This window comes from Flavobacterium sp. UBA6135, from assembly GCF_002428305.1.
Classification (GTDB): Bacteria; Bacteroidota; Bacteroidia; order Flavobacteriales; family Flavobacteriaceae; genus Flavobacterium.
Window position 1 is genome coordinate 25,663 of record NZ_DIVJ01000027.1, and the last position, 23,717, is coordinate 49,379.

Consider the following 23,717-nt stretch of genomic DNA (forward strand, 5'->3'; position numbering starts at 1 on the left):
TTTTTTTAATTTTATGAATTATAAATCACCAGCATTGGCAATAAGTTCTGCAATATCGAGCACTTTTATTTGGCCTTCTTTTTCTTTATTTTTCACTCCGTCAGTCATCATGGTGTTACAAAACGGACATCCGGCTGCAATAATATCAGGCTTGGTTTCAAGGGCGTCTTCTGTTCGTTCAATATTTACTTCTTTGTTTCCGGGTTCGGCATCTTTAAACATTTGTGCTCCTCCGGCTCCACAACATAATCCATTTGCTCTTGAACGTTTCATCTCTACTAATTCTGCATCCAATTTTTGAATTAAATCCCTCGGAGCTTCATAAACGTTATTGGCTCTCCCCAAATAACAAGGATCGTGAAAAGTTATTCTTTTACCTTTGAATTGACCGCCTTCAATAGCTAATCGGCCATCGTCTAATAACGATTTTAAAAATTGAGTGTGATGAACTACTTCATATTTTCCTCCCAATTCAGGATATTCATTTTTAATAGTATTGAAACAATGCGGACAAGCGGTAACAATTTTCTTTACTTCATAAGCATTCATGACTTCAATATTCATCATGGCTTGCATCTGAAATAAAAACTCGTTTCCGGCACGTTTAGCCGGATCACCCGTGCAACTTTCTTCTGTTCCTAAAACAGCAAAAGAGATATTTGCCCTGTTTAAAATTCTAACGAATGCCTTCGTGATTTTTTTTGCACGATCATCAAAGCTACCGGAACATCCCACCCAAAATAAAACTTCAGGTTGTTTGCCTTGAGCCATCATTTCTGCCATGGTTGGCACTATTAAATTTTCAGCCATATTTTTATGATTGTTGGATTTTTAGATTTTTAGAATTTAGGAATTTTAGATTGCTCGAAATGTCTATTACCCCTAAAATCTAACAATCGAAAATTCGCTTATTATTCATGGTGTTCGTCATCAAAAACTTGAATTGTCACTTCTTTATCTACTAAATCTGTAAACCTACCTCTGTATCGCGTTGCTTTTACTAAGTGATTGTCAATCCAATGGTAGTTTCCTCCTCTAGGTTTTCCCATTACCATTCCGTGATATTTAAAGCCATATTTTTTTAGCCAAATTTCTGTATATTCTCTATGAGCTTCTGTTCTTGAGGTAAAAAAGAAAATAATATGACCTTCATCATACCATCTGTTCAAGGTTGCTAAAGCATCAGGATATACTTCGGCTGTCAACATTCGCTCCGGTTCTTCGTTTGGAATGTCATCACAGATTGTTCCGTCAATGTCAATTAAATAATTTTTAATTCCGGGAGGTAAAATCGGACTTAAATGTTGTCCGTTTTCGGTAATTGCTTGTAAGTTTTTTTCAATGTCTTCCGATTTCATTTTTTAGTTTTTTGTTTAAAATTTCACATTCATTTGACACAACCCCAAGCCTCACTTTTATGGGAATTGTACCTATATATTAATTTTCGTCTTTCCAGTTTAAACGGTCCATTTGGTTATATTGCCATGGAGCTCCGTTGTTTTCAATGTTGGTCATCATGGCATTTAATGACATTGGTGCAGCACTTTGTTCCATAACCAAATAACGACGCATGTCCATGATGATTGATAACGGACTAATGCTTACCGGACATTCTTCAACACAGGCGTTACAAGAAGTGCAAGCCCATAATTCTTCAGGAGTGATGTAATTATTTAGTAACGCTTTACCATCATCCACAAATATACCTTTGTTAGCATCAATATTTTTTCCTACTTCTTCCAGCCTGTCTCTGGTATCCATCATGATTTTTCGGGGAGATAATTTTTTTCCGGTTTGGGTAGCCGGACATGAAGAAGAACAACGTCCGCATTCGGTACAAGTATAAGCATTTAGCAATTGCACCCAATTTAAATCAGTAACATCACTTGCTCCGAATTTTGCCGGAACTGCATCCGGATTTGCCGGAGCTGCAAAAGGATCTGCTGAAGGATCCATCATTAACTTTACTTCGTTGGTTACACTTTCTAAATTATCAAACTTTCCTTTTGCATTTAAATCTGCAAAATAGGTGTTTGGGAAAGCCAATAAAATGTGTAAATGCTTAGAGAAATATAAATAATTTAAAAAGATTAAAATACCAATAATATGAAGCCACCATGCGGTTCGCTCAATTAGTATAACACTTCCGGTTGCCATTTCCTGAAAAAATACAGCAACATATTGTGATACTGGAAAACTTCCTGCAATTGGATAACCTGCAGTGCCACCATTTAAATTCTGTAAATGAAAATCGGCCGCATTCATTACTAAGAAAAGCGTCATCAAAACGATTTCAAAGTATAAAATGTAATTGGCATCTGATTTGGGCCAACCTTTTAAGTCGGAACTTATAAAGCGTTTTAATTTAATTGTATTTCTTCGAATCCAAAATGCAATTACAGCCACAATCACTAATAATGCTAGAATTTCAAACGATGCAATTAAAACATCATAAAATCCTCCCATAAAAGCAAAAACACGATGCGTCCCGAAAAGTCCGTCAATTATAATTTCTAATAATTCTAAATTGATGATTACAAATCCAACATACACAATAATATGTAAAAATCCTGCAATTGGTCTTTTAACCATTTTTGATTGCCCCAAAGCAATCATTGCCATATTTTTCCATCGTTCAGACGGATTATCATTCCGGTTTATATCTCTACCTAATTTTATGTTTCTGATTAACTTTTTAACATTGGAAACAAAAAATCCGAAACCAAGAATCAGAATTAAAGCAAAAAGTAAATTATCTAAATAGCTCATAAAGCATTATTTTTTAATAGAAATTGTATCGTTTACCGGAGCAACATAAGGTTTATTTTTCTTTCCAAAAAGAGAAACATTGACATACCTAATTGGATTTAATCGCAAGTCTTGTAGTAACAATTCCAATTCTTTTGATGACTTAGCAAAATTAGTATAAAGGGTTTCGTCTTTAAACATTTTACCCATTGTTCCTTTACCTGACTGCACATCATTCATTATTTTATCAACGTTTGCAAGCGTTGTTTCCAATTTCTTAACAGTTTCACCAATATTGGCTTTGGCCAAAGAATCCGATATTTTTGAAAAATTAGCCGTTGTCTTTTCTAAATTTGTTGTAGTAGCGTTTATTTTAGCTTTATTTTCAGCCAACATTGAATTTATTGAACTGGAAGTTTCGCTGAATCCGGTTAAAACTTCATTTAATTTTACAACACTGTTTCTGAGATTTTCTTTCGTTTTATCATCCAAAACTTCATTCAAACCAATCAACAATGAATCGGCACTCACCATCATGCGTTCAATTTTTTCTTGAAGGGGCGTTAATCGTTCTGTTACTAAATCGGTTAGACCCGGTTTTACATCTCCAATTAAAACATCACCAGATTTTGCAAGAGTCTTGTCAGTTGTGCTAGGAATAATTTGAATTTGCTTTCCCCCTATCAATCCGGGTTCATACAATCGAGCTATGCTTGATTTAGAAATTTCAAAATCTTTGTTAATTTGAAGTTCAACAATTGGTTTCCAATTGTTCTTATCTGAAAAATTAATACTTTTTACTTTTCCGATAATCAATCCATTAATAGTTATAGGAGCTGATGAGGCAAGGCCTTCAACATCGTTGTATTCCACATAAAAAGTGTTGTAATTGGTTAAAATATCGGTACCCTTTAAAAAACTATAGCCCCATATAAATAATAATATGGAGCAAATAACCAAAATTGCGGTTTTAATTTCTCTCGTTATTTTCAAAATATAAATGTTTTAAGCAAAATTAGTTTAATAATTAATTTTTCTTCATACTTTCTTCTAATTTTATTTTCTTGCCTTCTTTAAAAGATACAATAAAAGCAGCTTCATAGCCTTTTTCTTTAGCCTCCTTTACAAATTGCTGAGCTTCACTATAACTAGTAGTCGCTTGAAAATAATATTTATACAAACCGCCTTCTTCAAAAATAGAAATGGGTTGTAATCCTTTAAAGTTGCCTGGAGTTGCTTCCAATAATTTACCACTTGCCGAAATTTGAACTTTAAAAACTACAGCATTGTCCTCAAAAGTCTTAGCTACCGGCGTAGTTACTCTAGCTTCTTTAATTTCTTTTACTTCAGGAGTGGTTTTTTGTGGTTCTTGTTTTGCTACGGAAACATTTTCTTTTTCAACAACTTGTTTTACAGGTTTCTCAGGAGTTGATGGAACGGAGGCAGTACCAAAGTATTCTTTCTTATAACTTAAAATACCATCTGCAATTGCTTTTGCCAATTCATCTTGTCCTTTTTCAGTGTTAAGATAAGCACCTTCAATTTTATTGGAAAGAAATCCGAGTTCTATTAAAACTCCTGGCATTACAGTTGCATCTAAAACCCAAATTGGTGCTTGTTTAACACCTCTATTTTTTCGATTGAGTTCATTCGTAAAGTTATCTTGAATTTTACTGGCCAAAGTGATGCTTTGGTATAAATTTTCTTCTTGAATAATTTTTAATCCAATTAAAGTTTCGGGATTGTTAGGATCAAAACCGGCATATTTCACTTTATAATCGGCTTCTAATGTAATTACACTGTTTTCCTTTTTTGCTACTTCAAGATTGGTTGCATTTCGAGTTAAACCCATTACAAAAGTCTCTGTTCCAGATGGTTCATAACTCTTAACGCCATTACAGTGAATGGAAACAAACAAATCAGCATGAGCTTTGTTGGCAATATGAGCTCTTTCAGTAAGTTCAATAAAAACATCTGTTTTTCTGGTATAAAGAATATTTAAGTCGTTATATTTTTCTAATAGTTTTCCAACTTTAAGTGTTACATTTAAGGCTATTGTTTTTTCTACAAAACCATGATGAATAGCACCAAAATCTTTACCCCCATGGCCGGCATCCAAAACAATTTTAAACTTTGGATTGGTCTGACTGAAAAGTACAGATGACGTTAACAAAAAAACTGTAAAAATGAAATATTTGGTATGTTGAAGCAATTGCATAGGTTTAAAAGTTAATTTTAATAAAAACTCTGTATCGATAATTTTATTATTTACTTAATTTTGGCCAAAAATTATATGTAAGTTTGGCATTTCAAAAACTGAGCCACATTTTTACAAAAATAGCATTAAAACATTTGCGTACAAACTTATTTCATATCGTTTTATCAGCATTTTTCCTAACAATCGGAAGTTTTCACGCAATGGCTCAAGATCTACCCAAAAAGCCTTTGATAGTAAGCCCTGAAAACAAGACAGATAGCATAGTTCCTGTGAAAGAAATTGATATTATTATTGCTGATACTATAAAAAAAGATTCACTTCCTGAAACGTTTAAAAAAGCACTTTTAGAAGGTAAGATTAAATATAAAGCCATTGATTATACAAAGATTGATCAAAAAAATAAAATGATTACATTATATGATCAAGCAGAATTGTATTATCAAGACATTGAGTTACAGTCCGGAATTATTGTTATGAACTACGAAAAGAACGAAGTTTATGCCGGTAGGATAAAAGATTCAACAGGTACTTACACACAGTATCCAAAATTCAAACAGGGAAGTAATATTGTTGAACCCGATTCCATTCGATTTAATTATAAAACAAAAAAGGCCTTGATTTGGAATTCAAGAACCGAACAAGGCGATATAAAACTAAAAGGAGAAATCAGTAAAAAAGAAAACGATTCTGTTTATTTTATCAAAAATGCAAGAATAACAACTTCTAGTGACATTGACGATCCTGAATATTATTTTTTATCAAGGAAAATAAAACTTGTTCCTGGAAAAAAAGTGGTAACCGGTTTTACCAATATGTATATCGCTAATGTCCCAACTCCTCTTTTTTTACCTTTTGCTTTTTTTCCTATGTCTGACAAAAGTCAATCCGGAATTATTGTTCCTGCATTTCAAGACACAAGACGTCAAGGTTATTCGTTGCAAAATGGCGGACTCTATCTAGCATTGAGTGATTATTATGACCTGGCTATTTTAGGAGATTATTACACAAATGGAAGTTATGGTCTTCGATTTCAAAGTTCCTATGCTCTTAAATACAGATTTATAGGAAGTTTTAATATTAGATTTGAAAACCTGATTCAAAGCGAGAGAGGCTTTCCTGATTATTCTAAATCAAATATTTACAATATTCAATGGTCACATTCTCAAGATTCAAAAGCAAATCCAAGTTCAAGATTCTCAGCCTCAGTAAACTTAGGTAGTAGTAGATATTACCAACAATCACTAAATCAAATCAATATTGGATCCAACTTAAACAACAACCTAAGTTCTTCAGTTTCTTATTCTAAAACCTTTAATAGTACACCACAAGTAAATTTATCTCTTACAGCAACACACAATCAAAACACAAACACACAAGAAATCAACATGACGTTGCCGACTTTTCAGGCAAGTGTTGACAGAATTTTCCCGTTTGCTCCAAAGGATGGTATTAAAAAAGGGATTATAAAGAATATTAACTTTCAATATAACATTAGAGGAGAAAACAGAATAAGAACTACTGATTCATTATTTTTTAAGTCAGAAATGTTTAAAGAGGCAAGAAATGGTTTTCAACATAGTATTCCATTATCTACAAATTTTAAAATTTTTAAACATTTTAGTCTATCCGCAGGTTCAAATTATAATGAAGTTTGGTATTTCAAAACAATTGATAAAGAATTTGACTCTGATTTAAACCGTGTAATAACTACGGAAGTCAATGGATTTGATTCCTATAGAACTTATGATTTCAATTCAAGTTTAGGTACAACATTTTATGGAACTTTCAATTTTGGAGACAACAAAAAAATTCAGTCTATTCGTCATACTGTCAGACCATCTGTTTCGTATAATTTCACCCCAAGTTTTGAAAAGTATTATGATACTTATGCTATGGATGCCTCTGGTAGAATGCAAGAATTTACAAGGTTTGAACAAGGTATTTTTGGCTCACCAGGTAAAAATAATTCTAATAATATTGGATTTAACATAGGTAATTCATTTGAAGCTAAAATTACTGACAAAGATACCACACTAACTGAACCTAAGAAAATCATGTTATTAAGCAATTTAAATTTATCAACAAGTTATAATATTGCTGCAGATTCATTAAGTTGGTCACCATTGAGGATTAGTGGCGGCACCAATTTATTCGACAACAAAATGGCAGTTAATTTCGCAACAACCCTAGACCCATATGCAATAACAAATACAGGTAAAAGAATAAACACATTCAATATCGATAATGGTGGTAGTTTATTTAGAATGACAAGTGCTAACATGACACTAAATTATTCTTTTAGTTCTAGTGATAAAAAAGGTGCTGACAAAAGTAACAATGATCAAGGTGCTAAAAATGGAGGCCGTGAAGATGATTTATTTGGTACCAATATAGATTTTACTGATCGAAGGAGAAACCAAACTGATTCAGATGATAGTTCAGATAGTAAATTAACTGAATTTTTTAATGCCATTATGCCGTGGGATTTAACTTTAGCATATTCATTAACCTATAGTAACGTTAATAGAGAAAGTAGAATAACCGGAAATTCATTGATGATTTCAGGAAATATTGATATCACCCCGCGTTGGAAAATGGGTGTCTCCTCAGGATATGACTTCGTCCAAAAAGGTGTTACCTTTACTCAATTTCGTTTTGAAAGGGATTTATTGAGTTGGCGAATGGATTTTAACTGGTCTCCCTATGGAACAAATGCTTATTGGGGATTTTATATTGGCGTAAAATCTGCAGTATTTAGAGATATTAAACATGACAAACGTTCTTTACCAGATCGCGTTTTACGATAATTTAAAAACTTGAATATTATGAAAAAAGTAATAAAAACTACAAAAGCTCCTGCTCCTATCGGCCCATACAATCAAGCAATTTTAAATGGTAACATACTTTTCATTTCAGGACAAATTGCCATCAATCCAGAAACTAACGAAATGGTCTTAGATTCAATAGAAAACGAAACCAATCAGGTAATGCAAAATTTAAAAGCCATTTTAAATGCAGCAGAAATGACTTTTGAAAATGTTGTCAAAACATCCATTTTTTTAAATGATATGCATAACTTTTCATTGGTAAACAGCGTTTACGCAAAATATATTGAGGAGAAAACAGCTCCGGCAAGAGAGACAGTTGCAGTAAGTGCATTACCTAAGTTTGTCAACGTGGAAATTTCTATGATTGCTGTGAAATAGTTGCTAATATTAATTTTTTTATTGAGATTTAAATTAAAATTAATTCGCTTTTTAGTTCTTTCTAATAAACAATACTCTGTATTTTCTAAAAAATACACCTTTGTGGATTTGAATAAAGAGCTGTAAGATATTAAAATTTATATATTCATTTATTGAAGTACATTTCATCATGAAATCATAAATAAAAATTTTAGAAAAGACGTAAAAGTCGCTGAAAAATTACCTGAAAAATTTTAAAAAAAAAATTAGTTTATTGACCGCCAAATATTGGTGTGCCATCTTTTTGTAACACAAATCCTTTCCATGCAATTAACTGATACGCTTCATTAGTCCAACTACCATCTTTGCCTTTTGTTAACACAAATCCTTCTTTTTCTTTCGGAAAAAAAACTTCAGCGGTTACTAAATCTTTTGAAAAAATAACATAGGCAGGATCACCGTTAACCATAGCTCCATTCTCTAATCGATTTAATCTTGGTGTTAACCCACTAACGTTGATGCAACTATCTCTTAATATGGATTTTTTGAAGCCAAAGTCCTCCAAACATTCTGATTCATTACAAATCACTTGTTGTAAAACAATGGATTCTGCAAAAGTTAGTAGTGCTTTGTTTTTAAATTTTGCTTGATTGCCGTACATTTCAAGATCACCAAATCCTTCAATCAATGAGCCTTCCTGAATTTTAAAAGCTACTTCCCTACTGCTCGAAATTCCTTCTGATAAAAAATCAAAGACACCATAAAAAACGTCACCTTGTATAACACCTTTAATAGTACCAGTGTTTTTATCTTTTCCTGCCAAGGAATAGTTTAAATAGCCAAATATAGAATCGGTTACTTTTGTTACTCTTAACTTGACGAATGAATCAACATCCAACATTTCATAACACGACAAAGTCAATTCTGCTGGGGATACCTCAGGAATTAATACTACAGCAGCTTGTTTTTTTATACTACTTTCACAACTGAAAAAGAAAATAAAAAGATATAATAAAGTTGCAATTTTTCTCATAATTGATGACTATTAAGTTTACAAACTGATTACATTAGAACTTATTGTAATTAATTTAAAACCGGATTAAAAAAAGAGGTATGCCTCATTTTCTGTTCAGGAAAATTTGCTGTTTTGGTAGTATAAAAGTAGTTAATTTTAACATATTTACTACTAGAGTATCGAATAGTAATTAACAATCTAGTGTTCATTACTTAATTATTAATAAAAGAAACGCCTAAAATAAAAGTGACTACTCTTAAATTATAATTATTCAAGGTTTAAATATAATGTCTGATAATAACTATCAAATTGACTATTTGTTAAACACATACTTAAAAAATCGTGACAAAAACCTTAAAAATAATTATTATCAAACCGTTTACCTATATAACATGAAAAATATTACTTTTTTTATTTTTTTTCAACCATTGCTTCGCATTAATTACTAATTATGTTGCTCCTTAAAAATACCAAACAATAAATCAGCTTCCACCATTCGCGTAGGTGATTTTTCCATTTCATGTAAAACGCGTTTGATTGAGAATGGATTTAAACCCAATTTCAAGCCCAATTGATACAGAAATTCATGTTCTCTATCGTGGTGATGATTGTCACAATGTGAAAGTAACGCCAAACGATAAAAATGTTCAATGCGTTTAAATTCTGATTTAAATACCAAAAGTTCATTCGGAATTTTAAACAATTCATCAAAATCAGTATCTCGAACTTTCAAATCATCGGCTACCATTTTGATAAATTCGTATTCTCTTTCGTGTAATTTACCATCAACTTTTGACAGTTCAATCATATCGCCAATTAAACTTAATTTTTCTTTATAGGTAATCATAAAACCTTATTTTTGGCTAATTTAGTTTTTTCAAATAATTTTTCAAACAATGAAAGTAATTTTCTCCCTAATTATCGTTTTTGTACTACTCGTTCTATTCAGTCAAAAGGTGTTTGGACAAAAACGCTATACTACTTTTGATATTGAAGCTCCACAACTAAAAGTAACTAAAAAAATATGGGTATATCTTCCGTTGGGTTATGAAAAATCAAGTGAAAGTTATCCGGTAATTTACATGCATGATGCCCAGAATTTATTTGATGCCAAAACTTCGTATGCCGGTGAATGGAAAGTTGATGAAACTTTAGATAGTTTAAAATTAAAGGTCATTGTGATTGGTATCGAACATGGAAATGACAAACGACTGGATGAACTAACGCCTTTCAAACATGAAGAATACAGCGGTGGAAATGCTGATGCTTATTTAGATTTTATTGTTTCAACCTTAAAACCACAAGTAGATTTAAAATATAGAACCAAAACGAAAGCCAAACACACCACAATTTTTGGTAGTTCTTTGGGTGGTTTGGTTTCGTTTTATGCCGTTTTAAAATATCCGAAAGTATTTGGCAATGCAGGTGTCTTTTCCCCTTCTTTTTGGTTTACAAAAGATATTTTTGACTACGCAAAGAAGGCTAAAAAATCGAAGGCCAAACTTTATTTTCTATGTGGTGATAGTGAAAGCGAAGACATGGTTTCTGACATGGAACGAATGACTAAGATACTATCTGAAAACCGTTCTGATTGCAAACATTTAACAAAGGAAGTAATTATAAAAGAGGGACGACATAACGAAAAAATGTGGAGCCAACAATTTGGTGAAGCTGTTTTGTGGCTATTGAAATAGTTAGAAAGTTACATGTTGCAGGTTACGAGTTGCGGGTCACTTGATGCGGGTTTTCTGTGAATATGTGTTTGAAATACTTTTAACTTCGTACATTTACAAAAAATTTAAAAAACTCAGTAACTCAGTAACTCAGTAACTCAGCACCTCAAAAATATGAACAACAACGATATCTTCAAAAAACTACGTGTCGCCTTACAATTGCGTGACGACCAAATCGTAGAAATCATGCAATTAGTAGATTTCAGAATTTCAAAAGCAGAATTAGGAGCGTTCTTTCGCAATGAAGACCATCCCAATTTTATGGAATGTGGTGATCAGGTTTTGCGTAATTTTTTAAACGGATTAGTCATTCATTTACGTGGCACAAAAGAAAACCCAAAAAATCCAATTGATGTCATTAAAAGTCATAAAGCTGATGGTGGTGAGAGAACAGAAAATAAAGAAAAGAAGCAAGAAGATAAAAAACCGTTTGTAAAATCAAATACAGGTCAAAAACCGGCATTCAAGAAAAAACCTGCTTCCAATCCGAAATCTCGGGAGAAAAAACCGGAGAAGAAAATAGAGATTGTTGAGAAAGTGAAATTTAACAACGGTAAACCAAAAAAGAAATAAATATCCTTAATAAAAAAATCCTGAGCATTCACTCAGGATTTTTTATATCATCTATTGATTCTGTTAATTTATTTAGATAAAGCCGCTTTCACTTGATCTGCTGCTTCTTGAAACTGAACTGCTGATAAAATTGGCATTCCCGAATTGTCAATCAATTCTTTTGCAATTTCAGCGTTTGTTCCTTGTAAACGAACAATGATTGGCACTTTAATAGCGTCGCCCATGTTTTTATAAGCATCAACTACACCTTGAGCCACACGGTCACAACGAACAATTCCACCAAAAATATTGATTAAAATAGCCTCAACGTTTGGATCTTTTAAGATGATTCTAAAAGCAGTTTCCACACGTTTTGCATCAGCTGTTCCACCTACGTCAAGGAAGTTTGCCGGCTCATAACCTGCATATTTAATTAAGTCCATTGTAGCCATTGCTAATCCGGCACCATTAACCATACAACCTACAGTTCCGTCAAGGTCAACATAATTTAAACCTACTTCTTTTGCTTCTACTTCAATTGGATTTTCTTCACGAACATCACGCATATCAGCAATTTTAGCTTGTCTGTAAAGTGCATTGTCATCAATGTTTACTTTAGCATCAACAGCCATGATTTTATTATCTGAAGTTTTCAAAACCGGATTGATTTCAAACATCGAAGCATCTGAACCAATGTAAGCGTTGTATAAACTATCAACAAATTTCACCATTTCTTTAAAAGCAGTTCCCGAAAGACCAAAATTAAAAGCAATTCTTCTTGCTTGAAATCCTTGTAAACCAACAGTTGGATCAATTTCTTCAGTAAAAATTAAATGTGGTGTGTGTTCTGCAACTTCCTCAATATCCATTCCACCTTCTGTAGAATACATAATCATATTTCTACCCGTTGCACGATTTAATAAAACGGACATATAAAATTCTGAAGTTTCACTTTCTCCTGGATAATAGACATCTTCAGCAATTAAAACTTTGTGAACTTTTTTCCCTTCAGCAGAAGTTTGTGGCGTAATCAATTGCATCCCAATAATTTGCTCTGCAATTTCCTCCACTTGTTGCAAGTTTTTAGCCAACTTCACGCCACCACCTTTTCCACGTCCACCAGCGTGAACTTGAGCTTTAATTACGTGCCATCCTGTTCCGGTTTCTGCTGTTAATTGTTTTGCTGCAGCTACTGCTTCAACTGGACTGTTTGCTACAATTCCTCTCTGAATTCGTACGCCATAACTGGCCAAAATCTCTTTTCCTTGGTATTCGTGTATGTTCATAATGAAATGCGTTTGTCTGTTTAAAAAGTGCCACAAAAATAGCAAACTAATTTATAATTGACTAACCTTTTTTTATTAATTGTTGCAAATAGTAAGATGAAAAGGAATACTATTCTATTTAACGAACTTAACAAATATAACAGTTGAATCTGGAAAAGTTACATTAATAACATTTTGTTATTATTTGTTATTTATCACGTAATGATTTTGTAAACTCTTGCAGTCAGACTACATTTGCAAAAAAGAAAAAGTATGAATGCAAAAGATTTGCTCAATTTAACAGAAGAATTTGGAAGTCCATTATATGTTTATGACGCAGAAAAGATTCAATCACAATATAATCGATTAACCAGTTCGTTTTCTAAAGTTAATCGACTACGAATAAATTATGCTGTAAAAGCATTATCAAACATTTCTATTTTGAAATTGTTCCATTCAATGGGTTCGGGATTAGATACGGTTTCCTATCAGGAAGTTCAACTTGGTTTAGCCGCAGGATTTGAACCGGAAAGAATAATCTTCACACCTAACGGAGTATCGTTGGAAGAAATTGAATTGGTTGCCGCTTTAGGAGTTCAAATCAATATTGACAATCTTTCTATTTTAGAACAATTTGGAACCAAACATCCACATGTTCCGGTTTGTATTCGAATCAACCCTCATGTTATGGCTGGTGGTAATACTAATATTTCTGTAGGACACATTGATAGCAAATTTGGTATTTCGATTCATCAATTACCACATTTGCTTCGAATTGTTGAAAACACCAATATGCATATCAACGGAATTCACATGCATACCGGTTCAGATATTTTAGACATTGAAGTATTTCTATATGCTGCTGAAATTTTGTTTGATACCGCCAGACATTTTAAAGCATTAGATTTCATTGATTTTGGAAGCGGCTTCAAAGTGCCTTATAAAAAAGATGACATTGAAACGAATGTGGAGGAATTAGGAAAAAAATTATCAAAACGCTTCAATAAATTCGAAGAAGAATACGGTCGTCCGCTAACTTTAGCTTTTGAACCGGGTAAATTTTTAGTGAGTGAAGCCGGATATTTTTTAGCCAAAGTAAATGTGGTTAAACAAACCACTTCTACAGTATTTGCTGGTGTTGATAGTGGATTTAATCATTTAATCCGACCGATGTTGTATGGTTCTTATCATCAAATTGAAAACATTTCAAACACCAAAGGCAAAGAACGTTTTTATTCCGTTGTTGGATATATTTGTGAAACAGACACTTTTGCCAATAACCGAAGAATCAACGAAATTACTGAAGGAGATATTTTGTGTTTTAGAAATGCAGGAGCTTATTGTTTTTCGATGGCATCCAATTATAACTCCCGCTTCAAACCTGCAGAAGTACTTTGGTTTGAAGGTAAAGGACATTTAATTCGTGAAAGAGAAACTATGGAAGACATTTTACGTGGACAAGTAGTTTTTGAATTTGAAAAGAGTTTGGCCATTTAATAGTTTATATATTTTCAAAATTAAAAGTCGGATCTATTCCGGCTTTTTTTATGTATTAAATTTTAGTTAGGAAATTTAAAGTTTATAAATTCTTCATCTGCTTTAGTTATATTTGAAAAAATTTTACCCCATGAATAGAAGAAAGTTTTTTAGAAACGGAGCACTTTTCACCGTAGGATCAACATTAATCAATCCATTTTCAAGTGTTGCTCAACCACTAGATATTCCTGTAAAAAAAGGAAAAAAAGCTAAAAATATTATTTTCTTAGTTAGTGACGGAATGAGTTCCGGAACTTTAAACATGGCCGATATTTATTTAGACAGAAAAACCGGAAAAGGTTCTAATTGGTTGAATCTCTATCGTGAAAATAAAGTAACTCGTGCTCTGATGGATATGGCTTCGGCATCTTCAATTGTAACCGATTCAGCAGCTGCCAGTTCTTCGTGGGGTGGAGGTTTTCGAGTAAAAAATGGAGCGTTAAACATTGGCATAAACGGTGAAGAACATTTACCAATTTGGCAAAAATTCAAAAAAGTCGGAAAAATGGCAGGTTGTGTGACAACAGTTCCAATCACACATGCTACTCCTGCAGGATTTTGTGTCAACAGCAAAAGCAGAAACAGTCAAGCCGATATTGCTGAAGGTTATTTAGAAATTAAATTTGATATCATGATGGGCGGTGGTCAACAATATTTTGACGCCAATTCCAGAAAAGATAAAAAAGACATGTATGCTGCTTTTCAAAAAGCGGGCTATCAAGTGGCAAAAACAAGAAGTGAAATGCTTGCTGCGTCAGATGATAAACCTATTTTAGGAGTATTTTTTGATGATGGCCTTCCCTATTCTATTGACCGCGAAAACATCAAAGACTTAGGAAATTCAGTACCTACTTTGGCAGAAATGACTCAGAAAGCAATTAATAGAATGAAAAACCACAAAAACGGTTTTGTATTGCAAGTGGAAGCCGGAAAAGTAGATTGGGCGGCTCATGCCAATGATATTGCCGGTTTGTTATACGACCAAGTGGCATTTGATGAAGCTATTAAAGTGGCGATGGATTTTGCTGAAAAGAATGAAGAAACCTTAGTAATTATTACAACAGATCACGGAAATGCAAATCCGGGATTGATTTACGGAAAAAATGTGAATGATAATTTTGATAGTGTTCAAAAATTCAAACATACCAACGATTGGATTCTACATGGTTTAACTCCTGAGTCAACACTTTCACAAGTGAAAGAACGCATTGAGTTTGCCAATAACTTCGTTCCAAATGATGATGAAGCTCAAACTATTTTAAACTATTATAAAGGTTTAGTTAAAGGTGATGATGGATTATATAATTACAAAAAATTACCTTTTGACTATTTTGCACAAGTTCAAAAATCAAGAACTTCTGTGGGTTGGATAAGTAGTGATCATTCTGCAGATTATACTGAATTAGCTATGTTTGGACCGGGAAGTCAAGAATTAAAACCTTTTATCAAAAATACCGATTTGCATTATTTTATGCTGAAAGCTGCCGAGGTTGAAAATAAATTTTAAACCAATGATTTTCTAAAATAAACCAACAATACAAGAAAATATAACGCATAAGTTAAAGAATGAGCCATCACAATGCCTTCAATTCCAAACTTTGGAATAAGGATATAACTTGATGACAATAGTAATCCAAACGATAAACTTTCAGTAATCAAATAGGCTTTGGTTAATTTTTTAGCAAAAAATTCGTAACCTAAAATTACGGATGCTGCCTTGAATAGATCTCCAAGTAATTGCCAAATAAACAAGTCAGATATGGGCAAAAATTCGTCTGTAAAAAGTAATTTTATAATAAAAAAACGCAAAAAATAAATTACAACCAAAACCATGACAAAAACTGGAAATATAGTTTTGTAATACTTTTGAAAAACAGATTTGGTTTGATCTATTGAAACCGCTTCAGATAATTTTGGTAAAAAATAAACGGTGAGTAATGTTGATAAAAACATAAAATAATAAGTCGCAATTCTACTCATCGCTTCCCAATAACCGGCTTCTGACAATCCAATCGAATCAATGATATAGTTTCGAAGAACTAAAAACACTAGCGGACTCACAATTGCTGTAAAAAGAGCCATTACTGTAAACGAATACAAATGGTTCAAATTATTCCAATTAAAAAATTGAAATTTAATTAGTTGCAGTAATTTTATTTCTTTGTTTAGAAAATACAAGGTAACCCCAAACAATAGTGCCGGAGTTATAATAATAGCTAACAAAGCTCCTAAAGTGTATAATTTTGTCACCAAAAAAACGGTAAAAAACAAACCCAGTAAATTACCAATAATGGTAGTATAGATTACTTTTTGATATTTTCCTAAACCGTTTAAAACGGAGATTAAAAAAATAGAAATAGAATGAAAGGGTAAAGTAATGGCAAAAACCGTTATTGCTATACTATAAATACTGCCGGATTCAAACAAAAGCGATGTGATTAAATCTACTCCAAAAAACAACAACAAACTCAATAAAAAAGCCAATCCAATTAAAACAATCAAAGCGGTTGAAATAAAGGAAGCTAATTTATCTTTATCATCTTTATTTGAAGCAACATATCGAATAATTCCATTCTGAAAACCAAGTGTTGCAAAACTTTCAAAAAGCGAAACAAAATTTCGCATATTACCCACAAGAGCCAATCCGCTTGGACCGACAAAAACAGCCAATACTTTTGAAGTAATGAGTCCGATTCCAATCTTTAACAAAACACTAAAACTATTTAAAGAAGAAACTTTAAATAATTGCGATTGCCTTATTTGATTGAATAGTGACAATTAATAACTGTTTAGAATTTCGATAACATAACTCACTTCTTCTTCCGTCAACAATGGACTAATTGGCAAACTCAAAACCTCTTTGTGCATTTTTTCTGTTATAGGTAATGACAAATTATTAAATTCAGAAAGTCCTTTTTGTAAATGTGGCGGAATGGGATAATGAATCGCGGTTTCAATATTTTTAGAAGCTAAAAATGCTTTTAATTCATCACGGTTTTCTGTTTGAATTACAAACAAATGAAACACATGATTTTCTGAACCATCATAAAACGGTAACTTAATTTTATTATTTTTAATTTCAGACAAATACCGTTTTGCTATCAATCTACGCAAATTGTTATCACTGTCTAAATCAGGTAATTTTAAATTTAAAAAAGCCGCTTGAATTTCGTCCAATCTGGAGTTGATCCCTTGGTATTGATATACATATTTTTCCTCAGAACCATAATTTCTTAGAGAACGAATTACTTCTGCCAGAGTATCATCATTTGTTGTAATAGCTCCACCATCACCTAAAGCTCCAAGATTTTTGGCAGGATAAAAACTAAAAGCAGCGGAATCACTCAAATTTCCGGCACGTTTTCCGTTTAAAATTGCACCATGAGCTTGTGCAGCATCTTCAATAACTAATAAATTTTGATAATGAGCCATTTTAGTTATAGCATCCATCGCAGCAACTTGTCCGTATAAATGCACAACCATAATGGCTTTTGTTCTGACTGAAATTTTATTTTCTAATTCCTCCGGGTCAATGTTAAACGTTTCAGGATCAGGCTCAACCAAAACAGGTACCAAATCAGCTTGAAGGATGGCTAAAATTGAGGCAACAAACGTATTTGCAGGAACAAGAATTTCATCGCCTTTTTTTAATTTTCCGAGAGCAATATATCCTTTTAAAATTAAGACCAAAGCATCCAATCCGTTTCCAACACCAATGCAATGATTGGTGCCACAATATGTTGCAAAATTGGTTTCAAAGCTTTTTAATTCATCCCCTAAAATATACCAACCTTTCTCAAAAACACTTTCCACTTTTATAGAAAAAGCATTTTCATATTTCTTGTTTATCTGACTTAAATTATAAAAAGGAATCATAAAAACACATCATTTAAGAGTGAATAATTTTCAGTTGGAACTTCATAAAAATCTTGAGTAACCGTGTTAGCACCAAAACTTTCTTTCCAATAAGACAAACCTTGATTTACATTCTTTCCTTCATTTTCATTAGAAATTCCAAAATCAAAATACTTCTTATTTTGATAAACAGTAGTAAATAAATAATGGTGTAAAAAATCCAAACTTCCCAATTCGTTTTTTAGTTCGTTGCCCGAAATATATTGTGAATGTGCTACAAAATTTGTTTCAAAAATGGTGGTTCCGGCAACAATCTTATTATTATGATAAACAGAAAACTGTCTTATTTTTTCAGGAAATTTTTGTTTTAGCAATGAAATCTCTTCTAGAGAATGAATAGGTTTTGTGTTGTGCTTTTGTTTTAAATTTGGCAATAAAATGGTGTTCCAAAAAGGTTCAAAATTCAATTCTTCTTTAATTTCTAATTTATTTTTCTCACCTCTTTTAACACCTTCTTTTCTATCTTTAGAATAAACTAATTGTTTTGTCAAATCTATAACGGCTAATGCATCTCTTCTGATTAACTGAGCTTTTGATAAAAATAATGCATAATCAATTTCATTTGAAAAATGCGTCGCATAAATTGAAGGCAAACACTTTATTTTAAATGAAAAAAATTGCTGTCCGTTCAAATATTTTAAAAGTTTTTCAAAAATTAAAATCACTTTTTCCAACTTTAATTTTTCAGAATAAACCAATCCGCCATAAGTCAAGCCCTGGTGTGAAATTATTTTGTCTTCAGCTGCATTTGCAGGAACTACGCAAAGCCATTTACCTTCGGATTCTACAATTAACGAATAGTCTTCAAATCGGTCTTTATGATATTCCATAAAATCACGATGAAAAAGAAAAGTGGCATTTTTTGCATTTGAAATAAAAGTATTCCATTGCTGATAATCAGAAGAATTGTATTTTCTTACCGTTATATTTTTCAAACTTAAAAATTTAGTTGCTCAAGTAAAGAAATGAAATATATTTATAAATATCCTTATCTTTAGGACAATTTTCCTAATCTATACTGTGAAACGAAAATACAACATTTTTGTTATTTGCCTATCGTATTTCTGGATGAGTTCGCTATTCGGACAAGATGTTACTTTGTATCAACAATTTAACGGCCGGTTTGATTTTACTTTTATCGGAAACACACTAAATCCGATGGAAAATACCTATCAATCGCAACCTGACATTTTAAGTTCGTCTGAGGCATCTTTAAACTTAACAGCAAACGATTCGATTGTAAAAGCCTATTTATATTGGGCCGGAAGCGGCACCGGAGATTTTGATATAAAACTAAACAACATATCTTTTCAAGCCGAACGAACGTTTAGCCATCAAAGAATTAGCAGTGGTTTGACCTTAGATTATTTTAGTGCTTTTGTGGATGTTACAGATTATCTGAGTGAAACCGGAAATGGTTCCTATCTTTTTTCCGATTTAGATGTATCCGCTTTTCTGGCTCAACATTTTATGGTTAAAACAAACTTTGCCGGATGGGCCATTATAATTATTTATAAAAACGATGATTTACCGCTCAATCAAATTAATGTTTATGACGGACTTCAAGGTGTTCCGCAGCAAATTCAAATCACGTTGAGTAGTCTAAATGTAATTGATGACATTGGTGCCAAAATTGGATTTCTCGCTTGGGAAGGTGATGTTGGCATTGCAGTAAACGAAACCTTGACCATCAACGGATCGGTTTTGAGCAATCCACCTCTGAATCCGGCAAACAATGCTTTCAACGGCACGAATAGTTTTACGGGAAGCACCAACTTATACAACATGGATTTGGATGTTTATGACATTCAAAACAACATTCAACCGGGTGACAGTAGTGCTCAAATTGCTTTAACATCAGGTCAGGATTTTGTGATGATTAATGCCGTGGTCACCAAACTAAACAGTCAGGTTCCCGATGCCGTAATTGAAATAGATTCGTATACCTTAAATTGCGATTCGAGATTCATAATTGTTGATTATACTGTCTATAATTTAGCAACAGCCACAAATCCTTTACCTACAGCTACTCCTATCGCCATTTATGCAAACAATATTTTAATTGGAACCACAGCAACAACAACAGTAATCGAGATTGGAGCTTCAGAGTCAGGAACAATTGTCATTCAAATTCCAATAGAAATTGAGGGTGAATTTACACTAACATTTGTGGTAGATGATATCGGAAACGGAACCGGAATTGTTTCTGAAATTGATGAAACTAACAATTCCGATGCTATTATTATTGAATTAATTTTTAGTCCGGAAACCATCTCAATCCCCGATTTATATAGTTGCAATGAAGGTTTAGGTAGAGGTACTTTTGACTTAACTGCTCATGTAGAAGATTTTATCACCAATTCACCCGTAGCAATTGCTTTTTATGAAAGTGAAAATGATGCTTTTTTATTGCAAAATCAAATTTTAAATCCAACAAACTATTCGATTCAACCCACACCAAAAACTATTTATATACGAATTGAAAATGAGGATTGCTTCAGTATAATTTCATTTGATTTAAAAACCCGAAATTGTCCTCCAACTATTTTCAATTTTGTTTCAGCAAACAATGATGGTTTTAATGACAACTTTTTTATTGATGGCTTGAAAGACATTTTTTTGAATTACGAACTTTTTGTTTATAACCGATGGGGCGTTTTGTTATGGATAGGAAGAAATAACGATCCTTTTTGGCAGGGTGAAGTAACCGAACGAAAATCTTTTCAAGGATCAAATGCTCCCGAAGGAACTTATTATTATGTTCTTGAATTGAACGACCCCGATTATTTAGCACCATTTGTGGGCTATTTGTATCTTACGAGATAACATTTTTTCCGATGGTTGGTAAATACCATTTATATTTAACTGCAAGCAATCGGATGGATATAATTACTAAAGACGTAATCAAGTAAATCAAATCGTCCGAAAGTTTGTAATACTTTAAGGCAAAAAATACAATTCCGCCAATGATACAGATGGTGGCATAAATTTCTCGTCTGAAAATTACCGGAATTTCATTGCATAAAATATCTCTAATAACCCCTCCAAAACAGGCTGTCATGGTTCCGAGAGCAATACAAATTATAGGATGCAACTCAATTTCAATGCCTTTTTCCAATCCAATTAATGTAAAAACTCCCAACCCAATAGTATCAAACAAAAACAAAGATTTTCTGAGTTTGTCCAACTTTTTTCTAAAAATCAAGGCTAAAAGAAATCCCAAAATAATCACATAAACATAATTCAAATCTTGCATCCATCCCACAGGAGTTCTTCCAATCAACATATCACGCAAGGTTCCTCCACCAACCGCAGTCACAAAAGCAATGATAAAAACCCCAAACGGATCCAGTTTTTTATGAAATGCTGTTAGCACGCCTGAAATTGCAAAAGCCATTGTTCCGATAATATCTAATAAATAAAACATGTAATTGTAATCTGATTTAAAAGAATTTCTACTTTTGAAAATTCTAATCTTTCACAAAGATATTATTTAAACTTAATCCATTACTATGGTTTCATACAACACAAAAGATTGGTTCACTTTCATTTTTCAATTCCACAAAGGAGATACCTTCCGAAAACTATTTCCAATAATGTTACTCATCGGAATTTATTCAGGAGTCGTAGCCTATTTAGAGCTAGAATATTGGCAATTATCTGATACTAGTTATGTGAAAAACATAACGATAATGCATAGCATGTTGGGTTTTGTGATCTCACTTTTGTTGGTTTTCAGAACCAATACGGCTTATGACAGATGGTGGGAAGGAAGAAAACAATGGGGGAATTTAGTTAATACCAGTAGAAATTTAGCTTTAAAATTAAGTGTGATTTTAGAAAATACTGAAGATAAAGCCTTCTTTAAAAAAATTATTCCGAGTTATGCCTCTGTTTTAGAAAAACATTTAAAAAACAAAGAAGTCAGTTTGCAACTCTTTGAAGATGTTGATTTAGAAATTGACCATCAAAAACACAAACCCAATCAAATTGCACATGCTATTTTTAAAAAAATAAATGAATTGTATAAAGAAAAAAAAATATCAGGCGATGAATTAATAATTTTGAATTCCGAAATGCAATCGTTTACTGATGTTTGCGGCTCATGCGAACGAATTAAAAACACGCCAATCCCCTATTCTTATAGTGCATTTATTAAAAAATTCATTTTTGCTTATGTTTTGACACTTCCTTTTGGTTATGTATTTCAATTGGGTTATTATGTGATTCCGGTTGTTGTATTCATTTTTTATGTGTTAGCTAGTTTAGAATTGATTGCCGAAGAAATAGAAGACCCTTTTGGTGACGACCCAAATGATTTACCAACTGAAAAGATTGCAAAAAACATTGAAAAAAATTGTTTGGAATTGTTAAATTAATTTTTTAAAAAAACTTTTTTATTAGGTAGTGATTCTAATTTTGTAAATAATTATTAACATGCAGTTTGTCGATGATTTCTTTATTTTCAACGTTTTTATCACATTATATTTTTTTTTAATTTATTCGTATCTAATTTTGAACTGTTATTATATAGTAAAAAATAAATTTAACAAATACCACAAAAATATTTTTTAAACCCCTAATTTTTTTTAAATGAAAAAAATGATTTTTTTAACTATACTTGCCTTGGGCTTGTATAGCTGTAGCTCAGAAGATGTTGCAACCGATGCAATAAATGGTAATGAATTAGCAAAAGGAAAAGGCAATTCTAATTCTGGTAGTAATTTAGGAGATTACAATGTAGATGTACAAGTTAATGCTGATGGCTCTTTGTGGACTTACACCATTACACGTGCAAACAACAAAGCAAAAAACTTAAGCCACTTTATTATTGACTTAGGAAATTGTGGTGATGAAAGTGCTTCATTTGTTAACATTATCTATGCTACTGTTAATGGTGCTCCAGCAAACTTATCACCAAGTGAAGGTGCAGGAACAGGATGTGATCCTCAAGCTATTACAACTAACTTTGTAAAAGTTAATTTTGAAGCAGCTTCTTCTTGGGTATTAGTTATCAAATTTGATCGTGGTTATTACGAATATACAAATGCTGCTACTTGGTTAAAAGCAGGAACTTCATGTAATCAAGGGGTATCTATAGCTCCTGGATGTCCAAGAGAAGAATATTGTTCTTTTTCACAAGGATTTTTCTTTGCTAATGGGTCATTCAATAATGGAGCATCAGCTTCATGGGTTGATGGTTTAACTATTGGTGGAGTAACTTATACTCAAGCTGAAGGAAACCAAATTTGGAACATTGACAGAGGTCCGGGTGGAAACGTAATGTTAAATGCATTTTTCCAACTAGGAGCTGTGCGTTTAAGTGGTGTAGAAGCTGCTGTTCAAAGTCATGCCGATGTAATAGAAGCTTATTTTGCAGCTAAAGGAAATGTTTTCAATCATTTAAACGCTGGTGGAACTGCATTCACTCTAAATTATGATGCTGCTGTTTTTGCAGCAGGTTCAGCAATTGGTTCTTATATTGATGCAAATCACTGTAATTAATACGAAATCATACAATTTTATTAAAGAAGCCGTCTCACAACTAGA

The 23,717-nt window shown here is 32.5% G+C and carries 21 protein-coding genes; 9 read left to right on the plus strand and 12 right to left on the minus strand.

Annotation, left to right across the window (positions count from 1 at the left end; translation table 11 throughout):
- Positions 1-18: 18 nt before the first annotated feature.
- The 5 genes from B3L86_RS07125 to B3L86_RS07145 all read right to left on the minus strand — a co-directional run bounded on the left by B3L86_RS07125 (position 19) and on the right by B3L86_RS07145 (position 4,966).
- Positions 19-810, minus strand: coding sequence for a (Fe-S)-binding protein (locus B3L86_RS07125; RefSeq protein WP_291116907.1), 792 nt, complete (start codon positions 808-810; stop codon positions 19-21).
- A 101-nt stretch (positions 811-911) separates the two neighbouring features.
- On the minus strand, positions 912-1,358 hold the full coding sequence (locus B3L86_RS07130) for an LNS2 domain-containing protein (protein ID WP_291116910.1): 447 nt from the start codon (positions 1,356-1,358) through the stop codon (positions 912-914).
- 79 nt (positions 1,359-1,437) lie between these two features.
- Complete coding sequence (locus tag B3L86_RS07135; RefSeq protein ID WP_291116912.1) at positions 1,438-2,769, minus strand: (Fe-S)-binding protein; 1,332 nt, start codon at positions 2,767-2,769, stop codon at positions 1,438-1,440.
- 6 nt (positions 2,770-2,775) lie between these two features.
- Entirely contained in the window at positions 2,776-3,741 is a 966-nt protein-coding gene (locus tag B3L86_RS07140) for an MlaD family protein (protein WP_291116914.1), read from the minus strand.
- Between the two features lie 34 nt (positions 3,742-3,775).
- Complete coding sequence (locus B3L86_RS07145; RefSeq protein WP_291116917.1) at positions 3,776-4,966, minus strand: N-acetylmuramoyl-L-alanine amidase family protein; 1,191 nt, start codon at positions 4,964-4,966, stop codon at positions 3,776-3,778.
- A gap of 83 nt (positions 4,967-5,049) precedes the next feature.
- Here B3L86_RS07145 and B3L86_RS07150 point away from each other — a divergent pair, with 83 nt between their 5' ends.
- Both B3L86_RS07150 and B3L86_RS07155 read left to right on the plus strand, forming a co-directional pair.
- On the plus strand, positions 5,050-7,773 hold the full coding sequence (locus B3L86_RS07150) for a putative LPS assembly protein LptD (protein WP_291116920.1): 2,724 nt from the start codon (positions 5,050-5,052) through the stop codon (positions 7,771-7,773).
- A gap of 18 nt (positions 7,774-7,791) precedes the next feature.
- On the plus strand, positions 7,792-8,172 hold the full coding sequence (locus B3L86_RS07155) for a Rid family detoxifying hydrolase (RefSeq protein WP_291116923.1): 381 nt from the start codon (positions 7,792-7,794) through the stop codon (positions 8,170-8,172).
- A gap of 250 nt (positions 8,173-8,422) precedes the next feature.
- Here B3L86_RS07155 and B3L86_RS07160 read toward each other — a convergent pair whose 3' ends face one another.
- Both B3L86_RS07160 and B3L86_RS07165 read right to left on the minus strand, forming a co-directional pair.
- The gene (locus B3L86_RS07160) at positions 8,423-9,184 is read right to left on the minus strand and encodes a hypothetical protein (protein WP_291116926.1); all 762 of its coding nucleotides are present in this window, start codon (positions 9,182-9,184) and stop codon (positions 8,423-8,425) included.
- Positions 9,185-9,611: 427 nt separating this feature from the next.
- On the minus strand, positions 9,612-10,013 hold the full coding sequence (locus tag B3L86_RS07165) for a TerB family tellurite resistance protein (protein ID WP_291116929.1): 402 nt from the start codon (positions 10,011-10,013) through the stop codon (positions 9,612-9,614).
- A 49-nt stretch (positions 10,014-10,062) separates the two neighbouring features.
- Between B3L86_RS07165 and B3L86_RS07170 the strand changes: the two genes are divergently transcribed.
- Both B3L86_RS07170 and B3L86_RS07175 read left to right on the plus strand, forming a co-directional pair.
- Positions 10,063-10,860 carry an alpha/beta hydrolase gene (locus B3L86_RS07170; protein WP_291116931.1) on the plus strand — a complete coding sequence of 266 codons (798 nt, stop codon included), beginning with the start codon at positions 10,063-10,065 and terminating at the stop codon, positions 10,858-10,860.
- Positions 10,861-11,013: 153 nt separating this feature from the next.
- Positions 11,014-11,472: a DUF1456 family protein gene (locus tag B3L86_RS07175; RefSeq protein WP_291116932.1), complete on the plus strand. Its 459-nt coding sequence runs from the start codon at positions 11,014-11,016 to the stop codon at positions 11,470-11,472.
- 68 nt (positions 11,473-11,540) lie between these two features.
- On the opposite strand, the gene sucC is transcribed toward B3L86_RS07175, so the two are convergent.
- Positions 11,541-12,737 carry an ADP-forming succinate--CoA ligase subunit beta gene (gene sucC / locus B3L86_RS07180; RefSeq protein ID WP_291116935.1) on the minus strand — a complete coding sequence of 399 codons (1,197 nt, stop codon included), beginning with the start codon at positions 12,735-12,737 and terminating at the stop codon, positions 11,541-11,543.
- Positions 12,738-12,989: 252 nt separating this feature from the next.
- Between sucC and lysA the strand changes: the two genes are divergently transcribed.
- Both lysA and B3L86_RS07190 read left to right on the plus strand, forming a co-directional pair.
- Positions 12,990-14,213 (plus strand): diaminopimelate decarboxylase, encoded by a 1,224-nt coding sequence (lysA, locus tag B3L86_RS07185; RefSeq protein WP_291116938.1) that lies wholly within the window; start codon positions 12,990-12,992, stop codon positions 14,211-14,213.
- Between the two features lie 130 nt (positions 14,214-14,343).
- Positions 14,344-15,759 (plus strand): alkaline phosphatase, encoded by a 1,416-nt coding sequence (locus B3L86_RS07190; RefSeq protein WP_291116941.1) that lies wholly within the window; start codon positions 14,344-14,346, stop codon positions 15,757-15,759.
- Here B3L86_RS07190 and B3L86_RS07195 read toward each other — a convergent pair.
- The 3 genes from B3L86_RS07195 to B3L86_RS07205 are packed head-to-tail and all read right to left on the minus strand — an operon-like array spanning position 15,756 to position 19,102.
- Positions 15,756-17,030 carry an O-antigen translocase gene (locus B3L86_RS07195; protein WP_291116943.1) on the minus strand — a complete coding sequence of 425 codons (1,275 nt, stop codon included), beginning with the start codon at positions 17,028-17,030 and terminating at the stop codon, positions 15,756-15,758. The genes B3L86_RS07190 and B3L86_RS07195 overlap by 4 nt on opposite strands.
- On the minus strand, positions 17,031-18,128 hold the full coding sequence (locus tag B3L86_RS07200) for a DegT/DnrJ/EryC1/StrS family aminotransferase (RefSeq protein WP_291116946.1): 1,098 nt from the start codon (positions 18,126-18,128) through the stop codon (positions 17,031-17,033).
- Positions 18,125-19,102 carry a GNAT family N-acetyltransferase gene (locus B3L86_RS07205; RefSeq protein ID WP_291116949.1) on the minus strand — a complete coding sequence of 326 codons (978 nt, stop codon included), beginning with the start codon at positions 19,100-19,102 and terminating at the stop codon, positions 18,125-18,127. The genes B3L86_RS07200 and B3L86_RS07205 overlap by 4 nt, the downstream gene beginning before the upstream one ends.
- A gap of 133 nt (positions 19,103-19,235) precedes the next feature.
- On the opposite strand from B3L86_RS07205, the gene B3L86_RS07210 reads away from it, so the two are divergent.
- Entirely contained in the window at positions 19,236-20,993 is a 1,758-nt protein-coding gene (locus B3L86_RS07210; protein WP_291116950.1) for a gliding motility-associated C-terminal domain-containing protein, read from the plus strand.
- Here B3L86_RS07210 and B3L86_RS07215 read toward each other — a convergent pair.
- Complete coding sequence (locus B3L86_RS07215) at positions 20,983-21,594, minus strand: trimeric intracellular cation channel family protein (RefSeq protein ID WP_291116953.1); 612 nt, start codon at positions 21,592-21,594, stop codon at positions 20,983-20,985. The two genes, B3L86_RS07210 and B3L86_RS07215, sit on opposite strands and share 11 nt — an antisense overlap.
- Positions 21,595-21,679: 85 nt before the next feature.
- Here B3L86_RS07215 and B3L86_RS07220 point away from each other — a divergent pair, with 85 nt between their 5' ends.
- Together B3L86_RS07220 and B3L86_RS07225 are read left to right on the plus strand one after the other, a co-directional pair.
- Positions 21,680-22,546: a bestrophin family protein gene (locus B3L86_RS07220; RefSeq protein WP_291116956.1), complete on the plus strand. Its 867-nt coding sequence runs from the start codon at positions 21,680-21,682 to the stop codon at positions 22,544-22,546.
- 214 nt (positions 22,547-22,760) lie between these two features.
- Positions 22,761-23,672: a hypothetical protein gene (locus B3L86_RS07225; RefSeq protein WP_291116959.1), complete on the plus strand. Its 912-nt coding sequence runs from the start codon at positions 22,761-22,763 to the stop codon at positions 23,670-23,672.
- Positions 23,673-23,717: the final 45 nt, after the last annotated feature.